The sequence below is a fragment of the Streptomyces hirsutus genome, assembly GCF_001418415.1.
Taxonomy (GTDB): Bacteria; Actinomycetota; Actinomycetes; order Streptomycetales; family Streptomycetaceae; genus Streptomyces; species Streptomyces hirsutus.
In genome coordinates this window covers 1-5747 of sequence record NZ_LIQT01000507.1, presented here as the reverse complement: position 1 = coordinate 5747, position 5747 = coordinate 1, and the positions used below count along the sequence as shown (strand labels likewise).

The following is a 5747-nucleotide window of genomic DNA, read 5'->3' as shown; positions in this document are numbered from 1 at the left end:
GGGAAGGCCCCGGCCCACCGAGCGGCGCGCGGGCCGGGGCCTTCCCGTCCCGCCGAGTGGTCGTCCTGGGCCGTGGGGCACTCTCCGACGCACCGAGTCGGGCGGCGGGCGGGCAGAGGCCGGAGTCCGGGGGCGGGGCCTCCGACGGGGTCCGGGCGGGCCCCCATGCCCGGGGCTCAGGGGCGGCGCCCGTGAAACGGCGCAGGGGCAGAACCGCCACCCCGGGGCGGAGCCCTACGCCAGCCCCCGCCGGGCCACCGCCGGAGCGCGGTGGCCCGCGATGGACGCCACCATGTCCAGCACCTGCCGCGTCTCCGCCACCTCGTGCACCCGGTACACCCGCGCCCCCAGCCACGCCGACACCGCGGTCGTCGCGAGCGTCCCCAGCACCCGCTCCTTGACCGGCCGGTCCAACGTCTCCCCGACGAAGTCCTTGTTGGACAGCGACACCAGCACCGGCCACCCGGTGGCGACCATCTCGTCCAGCCGCCGCGTCGCCTCGAGACTGTGCCGGGTGTTCTTGCCGAAGTCGTGCCCGGGATCGATCATCACCGACTCCCGCGGCACGCCCAGGGACACCGCGCGCTCCGCCAGTCCCAGCGTCCGGTCGAGGATGTCGGCCATCACGTCCTCGTACTCCACCCGGTGCGGCCGGGTCCGCGGCAGTGCGCCTCCCGCGTGGGTGCACACCAGCCCGGCGCCGTACCGCGCGGCGACCTCCGCGAGCCGCGGATCGACCCCGCCCCAGGCATCGTTCAGCACGTCCGCCCCCACCTCGCACACGGCCTCGCCGACCTCGTGCCGCCAGGTGTCCACGCTGATCACGACGTCCGGGAAGCGCCGCCGCACCTCGGCGACGAAACCGACCGTCCGCCGCGCCTCCTCCTCGGCGGACACCTCCTCGCCCGGCCCGGCCTTCACCCCGCCGATGTCGATGATCGCGGCGCCCTCGGCCACCGCCTGCTCCACGCGCGTGAGCGCCGGTTCGTCGTGGAAGGTCGCGCCCTGGTCGTAGAAGGAGTCCGGGGTCCGGTTCACGATGGCCATGATCACCGGTTCGTGCGGTGCGAATTCCCGCCTGCCCAGCCTGAGCATCCCCAAAGACCTCTTCTCGTCGGTGCGGTCCGCCGGCCGTCCCGGCCACCTGTGCCCCTGACTGTCAGACTCGCATGGCACGATCGGAGCCACACATCCGACTCCGGCTCGATCCAATCCTGGGGACCTCAGCGATGGTTATGTTCCTGTTCCTGGTCGTCGCGCTCGCCGTCGTGGTCGCCGCGGTGACCCTCGCCGTGGTGGGCGGCGGAGAGAGCGGCCCGTTGCCCGACGCGGCCCCCGACCGGCTGAGGGACACCCTGCCGCTGGACCGTCCGGTCAGCCGCGCGGACGTGGACGGCCTTCGCATCCCCCTCGCCGCCCGCGGTTACCGCATGGCCGACGTGGACGACGCGCTGAGCCGCCTCGGCGCCGAGCTCGCCGAGCGCGACGCCCGGATCGCCGACCTGGAGTCCGCGCTGGCCGGTGCCCGTGCCGTCGCGGCCCACATCGCCCTGGACAAGCCCGCCGCGCGCCAGGAGGGCGACCAGCCGTGACCGACGGAGCCGCCCTCGCGGGTCCGGACGGCGCCCCGCGCTGCCCCTGGGCCCTGTCCACCGAGGACTACGTCGCGTACCACGACGAGGAGTGGGGCCGCCCGGTCCACGGGGACGACGCCCTGTTCGAGCGCCTCAGCCTGGAAGCCTTCCAGTCAGGCCTGTCGTGGCTCACGATCCTGCGCCGCCGTCCGGGCTTCCGTACCGCCTTCGCCGGCTTCCGGATCGCGGCCGTCGCGGAGTTCACCGACGCCGACCGGGAGCGGCTGCTGGCCGACGCCGGCATCATCCGCAATCGCGCCAAGATCGACGCGACCCTGGGCAACGCGCGGGTGCTGGCCGGGTGGGCGCCCGGCGACCTGGACGCCCTGATCTGGTCGCACGCCCCCGACCCGGCCGGCCGTCCGGCGCCGATGACCCTCGCCGACGTCCCCGCGGTGACCCCCGAGTCGACAGCGCTGTCCAAGGCCCTGAAGAAGCAGGGCCTGCGCTTCGTCGGCCCCACCACGGCCTACGCGCTGATGCAGGCCTGCGGCCTGGTCGACGACCACCTGAGGGACTGCGTGGCCCGACAGGCCTGAACCCCGAAAGCGGGCGGTCCGCGACGCGGACCGCCCCGGACCTGCCGCCCCGGAGTCAGCGGCCCCGGTACTTCGGCTTCTCCTTGTCGACGAAGGCCTGCACGGCGATCGTGTGGTCCTCGGAGGCGCCCGCCCGGGTCTGGAGCTCGTCCTCCTTCTCCAGGGCCTCCTCCAGGGAGTGGGTGAGCCCGTACGCCACCGACTCCTTCAGCGCCGCGTACGCCACCGTCGGTCCCGCGGCCAGCGCCCGCGCCGTCTTCTCCGCCTCCGCGCGCAGCTCGGCGGCCGGGACCAGCCGGTTCGCGATCCCGAGGTCGTACGCCTCCTGGGCCGTGATGCTGCGGGGGAAGAGCAGCAGGTCGGTGGCGCGGCTCGGGCCGACGACCCGCGGCAGCGTCCAGGAGATCCCGGAGTCCGCGGTCAGCGCGACCCCGGCGAACGACGTGTTGAACGCCGCCGTGTCGGCCACGATCCGGTAGTCCGCCGCCAGCGCGAAGCCGAAGCCCGCCCCGGCCGCCACCCCGTTCACCGCGGCGACCACCGGCTTCGCGGCCCCGGCGAGCGCCTTCACGATCGGGTTGTAGTGCTCGTGCACCGTGCTCATCGTGCGCCCGCCACCGTCCTCCCGGTCGGCGACCAGCAGCCCGATGTGCTCCTTGAGGTCCTGTCCGACGCAGAACGCCCGGTCACCGGCGGCGGTCAGCAGCACGGCCCGCACGCCCTCGTCGTCCGCGGCGGCCCGGACCGCGTCCCGGAGAGCGACCTTCGCCGCCACGTTCAGCGCGTTCATCGCCTCCGGGCGGTTCAGTGTGATCGTCGCGAGTCCGTCGCTCACCTCGTAGAGCACGGTGTCGGCCATGGTGTATCCCTCCGCGTCGCGGCTCGTGGACCTACCCGTCAGTAGTCCCTCTGCAGGACAGCATGACGGAGATCGTCGGCGCCGGCGTGGGGCCCGCATGTGACCTGCGTCAAAGAATTCCGGACCGATTTCCGTCGGGGGAGTGGCGTAAGGGGGCGCAGTATCGCAGCCACATCGCCGAATTGAGTGGTTTTGCTCGCGCGCGTTGCCCAAGCGATGCCGACCGATGTTGGTCATCGGGTCCTGAGATGCGGGATAATGGCCTGGAAGCAATGTGTTCGATGCCGGTGGCGTGTGTCCTGCTTCAAGGACCGCAGGTGCCCTTCAGTGGGCCGTCGGCTAGACGGTTGAGCTGGGTTTCAGGAAGGGGAACGAGCATGGCGGCCATGAAGCCGCGGACGGGTGATGGCCCGCTCGAGGTGACCAAGGAGGGGCGGGGCATCGTCATGCGCGTTCCGCTCGAAGGCGGCGGGCGGCTCGTCGTCGAGCTGACCCCGGATGAGGCCGACGCGCTCGGCGACGCTCTCAAGAAGGTCGTCGGCTGACGCGCAAGCGACCATACCCTTTCAGTCGCCCCGGTGCCGCATGCGGCACCGGGGCGACTGTTTGCGCAGGTGGGAGTGGTCCCGGAGAGGTTCGCCGCGTTCCACGTCCGTGCGTCCGGAGCCGTCCGCTACCGCTTCACGGCGCAGAGCAGTCCGTCACCCACGGGCAGCAGGGACGACACCAGATCCTGGCTCTCGCGCAGGGCCCGCACCAGTTCCCGCAGCCGCAGCACCTCGGTGGGCTGCGGACCGGAGTCCACCGTCCGGCCGTTCGCGAAGACCCCTTCGAAGGCGACCAGGCCTCCCGGGCGCAGCAGACGCAACGATTCCGCGAGATAGTCCTGGTACTCGAGCCGGTCCCCGTCGCAGAAGACGAGGTCGTAGCCGGAGTCCGCGAGGCGGGGCAGGACATCCAGCGCCCGCCCCGGGATGAAACGGGCCCTGTTGGCGGCGAAGCCCGCCGTACGGAAGGCCTGGCGGGCGGACTGCTGGTGCTCCGGTTCCTGGTCGACCGTGGTCAGCACACCGTCCGGCCGCATGCCGTGCAGCAGATGGATCCCGGAGACGCCGCAGCCGGTGCCGATCTCCGCGACCGCCTTGGCGTCCACGGTGGCCGCGAGCAACCGCAGGGCCGCACCCGTACCGGGCGACACCGAGCGCAGCCCTGCCTCCTGGGCCCGGTCCCGGGCCCAGTACAGCGCCTCGTCCTCGGCGACATAGGCGTCCGCGAACGCCCAGCTCGTCTGCCGGTTGGCGGTAATGACCCTCTCCTGTCCCCGTGGTTGCCTCGGCGTGACTTTATCCGTTGACACCGGGAACCCACTGATGGGACCGGTCGTTTACAGGGAAGAGCGAGCGGCGTGTGCCGTGGAGGGGGTGGGCGTATGAGCAGGGACACCGAGCAAGTGCTGACGCAGGCCCACGAGCCGTGGCAGCCCGCATCAATTTCTCGTAAAACCGCTTATCCGGAGCTAACGGGCGAGGTGGCTATGGTAGGGGCTCTACTGGACACCACCAGAGCCGATAGGGGAGGTGCGGCTGCACCTGTGGATCGGGGAGGAGTGCTGAGGCGCTTCCTTGGATCGGCGGGTAGGCCGAAATCCGTGAACGACACCGCTGCTGACCACAGCCACGCCGCCGAGCCGGCCCAGACCGCGAGCTTCTCCACCGACGCGGACGGGCAGGCGTGGACTCCGCCCACGTGGGAGGAGATCGTCAGCACGCACAGCGGCCGGGTCTACCGGCTCGCCTACCGCCTCACCGGTAACCAGCACGACGCGGAGGATCTCACCCAGGAGGTCTTCGTCCGCGTCTTCCGCTCGCTGTCGACGTACACACCGGGCACCTTCGAGGGCTGGCTGCACCGCATCACGACCAACCTCTTCCTGGACATGGTGCGCCGCAAGCAGCGCATCCGTTTCGACTCGCTGGGCGACGACGCGGCCGAGCGGCTCCCCAGCAAGGAGCCCACCCCCCAGCAGGTCTTCAACGACACCCACTTCGACGCGGACGTCCAGCAGGCCCTCGACACGCTCGCGCCCGAATTCCGGGCCGCGGTCGTCCTCTGCGACATCGAGGGACTGTCGTACGAGGAGATCGCCGCGACCCTCGGCGTCAAGCTCGGTACGGTCCGCTCCCGGATCCACCGCGGGCGCTCCCAGCTGCGCAAGGCCCTCGCTCACCGCTCGCCCCAGGCGCGCACGGAGCGCCGCTCCTTCGTGCCGCGTGTTCCCGCACTGGGAGGAGGGGGCGCGAGCACGTGAGTGGTTCACGTCCGAAACCTGCCGAGGGACACCTCGCAGAGGAGCACCTGGGAGACCGGCTTTCCGCCCTGGTGGACGGAGAGTTGGGTCATGACGCGCGTGAGCGCGTACTGGCGCACGTCGCCACCTGCACGAAGTGCAAGTCGGAGCTGGACGCGCAGCGCCGTTTGAAGAACGTCTTCGCGGAAGCCGCGCCCCCGCCCCCGTCCGAGAGCTTCCTGGCCCGCCTTCAGGGCCTTCCGGCGGGCGGCGACCTGGGCGGCGGCTCGCCCTTGGACGGCGGAGGGCTGCCGGGCGACCCGCCCGCGCGGCTCGGCGGGATGCCCGGAGCCTTCGGGACCGGCAGGCGCGGTGAGCGGTTCGAGTTCCCCTACACGGCCGCCCGGCGGGGGCGGGAGCAGGGGGGA

General features: G+C 72.0%; 8 protein-coding genes. 5 read left to right on the top strand and 3 right to left on the bottom strand.

Annotation, left to right across the window (positions count from 1 at the left end; all coding sequences use genetic code 11):
• Positions 1-234 precede the first annotated feature (234 nt).
• Positions 235-1095, bottom strand: coding sequence for a dihydropteroate synthase (gene folP, locus AOK11_RS32625; RefSeq protein WP_055597290.1), 861 nt, complete (start codon positions 1093-1095; stop codon positions 235-237).
• Between the two features lie 140 nt (positions 1096-1235).
• Between folP and AOK11_RS32620 the strand changes: the two genes are divergently transcribed.
• Together AOK11_RS32620 and AOK11_RS32615 are read left to right on the top strand one after the other, a co-directional pair.
• Positions 1236-1592 (top strand): hypothetical protein, encoded by a 357-nt coding sequence (locus tag AOK11_RS32620; RefSeq protein ID WP_055597289.1) that lies wholly within the window; start codon positions 1236-1238, stop codon positions 1590-1592.
• Entirely contained in the window at positions 1589-2173 is a 585-nt protein-coding gene (locus AOK11_RS32615) for a DNA-3-methyladenine glycosylase I (protein ID WP_055597288.1), read from the top strand. The genes AOK11_RS32620 and AOK11_RS32615 overlap by 4 nt, the downstream gene beginning before the upstream one ends.
• A gap of 55 nt (positions 2174-2228) precedes the next feature.
• On the opposite strand, the gene chcB is transcribed toward AOK11_RS32615, so the two are convergent.
• Positions 2229-3032 (bottom strand): 2-cyclohexenylcarbonyl CoA isomerase, encoded by an 804-nt coding sequence (chcB, locus tag AOK11_RS32610; protein ID WP_055597287.1) that lies wholly within the window; start codon positions 3030-3032, stop codon positions 2229-2231.
• 377 nt (positions 3033-3409) lie between these two features.
• On the opposite strand from chcB, the gene AOK11_RS40965 reads away from it, so the two are divergent.
• Entirely contained in the window at positions 3410-3577 is a 168-nt protein-coding gene (locus AOK11_RS40965) for a DUF3117 domain-containing protein (RefSeq protein WP_003966491.1), read from the top strand.
• A 128-nt stretch (positions 3578-3705) separates the two neighbouring features.
• Here the strand turns inward: AOK11_RS40965 and AOK11_RS32605 are convergent, their stop codons facing one another.
• Positions 3706-4389, bottom strand: coding sequence for an O-methyltransferase (locus AOK11_RS32605; RefSeq protein WP_079035231.1), 684 nt, complete (start codon positions 4387-4389; stop codon positions 3706-3708).
• 249 nt (positions 4390-4638) lie between these two features.
• Here AOK11_RS32605 and sigE point away from each other — a divergent pair, with 249 nt between their 5' ends.
• Positions 4639-5340, top strand: coding sequence for an RNA polymerase sigma factor SigE (sigE, locus tag AOK11_RS32600; RefSeq protein ID WP_079035230.1), 702 nt, complete (start codon positions 4639-4641; stop codon positions 5338-5340).
• A partial coding sequence (locus tag AOK11_RS32595) for an anti-sigma factor family protein (RefSeq protein WP_206188972.1) occupies positions 5337-5747 on the top strand: 411 nt, incomplete at its 3' end. The genes sigE and AOK11_RS32595, both read left to right, overlap by 4 nt.